Consider the following 2,457-nt stretch of genomic DNA (forward strand, 5'->3'; position numbering starts at 1 on the left):
AGCTTCCGCATACCACCTTAACCACTAAAACCAACGCATAGTAAAAATGCCACGCGTTGTGAATCCCTCTTAAACAGTTTGTTAGCCCTTTGCCCAAATTTGGTACGTGTAATCAATATTTGAACTGAAACTTTGCTCAAATGTTTGTTTGAAACTCTGTGGAACTGAAGGGAAAAACACGTCGCCAGAGATGTGCTTATGAATCACTGAAAGATGGATAACATCTGCTTGTTCGATTAATGCTTTGTAAATTTCACCACCACCAGAAACAAAGACATGTGTTGTCGTATTGTCTAAGTAAGATAATGCCGATTCAATGCTGGTGAAATAAATAACATCTGGATCATTCGAGACCATTTCTGAGCGAGTAACCACAGCATATTTCCTATTGGGAAGTTTACCCATTGAGTCGAAAGTTTTACGACCGACTAAAAGCCAATGATTGTAAGTCATAGCTTTGAACAGGAGCTGCTCACCTTGTACATGCCAAGGTATATCCAATCCAGAGCCAATTACTCCATTCTCAGAAACTGCTGCCATAATGGATATTTTCATTTTTCCTCCTGAGGGCTAACGCCCGCCTAAGGGGCTGGCAACGCATAACAACTAAACTCAAACACAACAACTGCAACCACAGCGGCTCATTGGGACTGGAAACGCCACGCGTTGACAGTCCCTCTTGAGGCGTTTGTTATGTGTGTGTTCAAACCATCAAATTTAGTCAGGAACTACTATTAAACCTAATTGCTCTAAAAGTTGTTCTTGCTGCCACGAACAGATTTTTACACCTGTAAGGTCAACTTTCCGAGGGTCTAAACCATACAACTCCGAGTGGCTCAAATCACAACCTTGCAACCTACACTGGCTCCAACACCCTTCAGAAAATACTCCCCGACTTAAATCAGACTCTTTAAATGATGCACCACTCAGATTTGCGCCAATCCATCTATTCTCAAACAAATCACACTTTTCGATACACTGCCTTTCAAAGTTGGCGTATGAAAGATTACAACCTGTTATATAAGCTGAACAAAAATACATTCTGTTCGATACCTGATTCATGAAGCTAGCTTGAGAAAAATTGGCACCCTTTAAATCGCATTCTCTGAACTCGATACCAAAACAATTTGCACCTTTGAAATACGACATTGAAAGACTGCAGTTTTTAAAAGATGCATCTCTAAGATCCGAGTAAGAAAAATCACACCCCTCTAATTCACCTCGTTCAATGAAAGAACAATCTACAAATTGTGTATCGCGGAGGTTCGCTCGTTTAAAGGAACAGCAGAAAAATTTGCAATTTTTAAAATACTGACCACTCATGTCTTGATGTGAAAAGTCTGCTTGTACATATAACTGGTCTGTTTTATCCATTTTCTAGCCCTCTTTCTATTTGAGTCGAAGACTAACATTTACCAACCAGTTCTCAAGAAAAATAAACACCTTAAAAACAGCAACTTACAACCACTTAAAATCGCAAAAATAAGGCGCCAAATTGACGCTCTAAGGCACCGTTTTTTAATTCACCCATGCCGCATGGCTAGAAAAAAGTTTTGATTAATCATGGCGCTTGCAAGAAAAACACATAACGCTTTCTATACGGCGAAAAGCCGTATTTCTACTCAGATCTAAGCTCATTTAATCTTTCATGGTCAACATAAATTCAAAGACTTAAAGATAAATTCGGCATGTTAGGTGGTAACATGTCGCTTAATGTGAAGAGTGGGATTTAACGTAATGTCACTTTGTGCGAAGTGCAGTGTTTCGGTAGAACAATGATTCTCGAAAGGTCGCTATAGCGGCCTTTTTTGTGCCTGAAAGCAAGAAAAGCGAAGGGAAATTGCGAAGTAAGGTATTGAGGAGTAAGATTAACTCTAGATAAAACAAAGCCCCGAAACTCATTCAAACTTGGCGGAATGGAGAGTTATCAGGGCTAAAGCTTAAGGTAATTTTAACACATGGAAAGACAAAGACAATCCACACGTAACCGCCATAAGTGCAGTTATGTGTGAAAGCTAAACAATCAAACGCATTTCAACTCGATCTAATCGAGACGCTTCCTCATAAGCCGTATTGCACCGATGAACTCGGTGTCACTTACATACGCCCAAAAAGTACAGCGATTAAGAAAAAATATCTGCAAGTGAACCAACCGAAGTTGGTCACTTACCTTGTCTTTGATATTGATCGACAAGGCGGTGTGTTGGCTTGGTACGACAACGATCTTCCCACACCATATTGGACTTCAAAGAACCCAGAGAACGCACACGCACACATTGCGTATCGCTTGAAAGTTCCATTCTGTACGTCTGATATCGCGCATAGTGAACCTATTCGCTACGCAGCTGCGATTGAATCCGCGATGATTGAGCGTCTGAAAGCGGATCGTGGATTCGCAGGACTACTGACGAAAAATCCACTGCACCCACATTGGCAAAATGAGTTTTGGACAGAGTA

3 protein-coding genes are annotated in these 2,457 nt (G+C 40.7%); 1 reads left to right on the plus strand and 2 read right to left on the minus strand.

All coding sequences use genetic code 11. The features are described from left to right. Positions 1 to 81: 81 nt before the first annotated feature. Complete coding sequence (dfrA31, locus tag R7Q48_RS23830) at positions 82 to 555, minus strand: trimethoprim-resistant dihydrofolate reductase DfrA31 (RefSeq protein ID WP_000703246.1); 474 nt, start codon at positions 553 to 555, stop codon at positions 82 to 84. A 162-nt stretch (positions 556 to 717) separates the two neighbouring features. Next, entirely contained in the window at positions 718 to 1,374 is a 657-nt protein-coding gene (locus R7Q48_RS23835) for a quinolone resistance pentapeptide repeat protein QnrVC5 (protein ID WP_000361705.1), read from the minus strand. A 634-nt stretch (positions 1,375 to 2,008) separates the two neighbouring features. Here R7Q48_RS23835 and R7Q48_RS23840 point away from each other — a divergent pair. Further along, positions 2,009 to 2,457, plus strand: a 449-nt coding sequence (locus tag R7Q48_RS23840; RefSeq protein ID WP_276419347.1) for a replication initiation protein, incomplete at its 3' end; no start/stop codon positions are given.

The organism is Vibrio sp. 378 (genome assembly GCF_033339435.1).

Coding starts and splice junctions, on each gene's coding strand:
- R7Q48_RS23835 (WP_000361705.1), bottom strand. CDS start 1,374: ATGGATAAAACAGACCAGTTATATGTACAAGCAGACTTTTCACATCAA.
- dfrA31 (WP_000703246.1), bottom strand. CDS start 555: ATGAAAATATCCATTATGGCAGCAGTTTCTGAGAATGGAGTAATTGGC.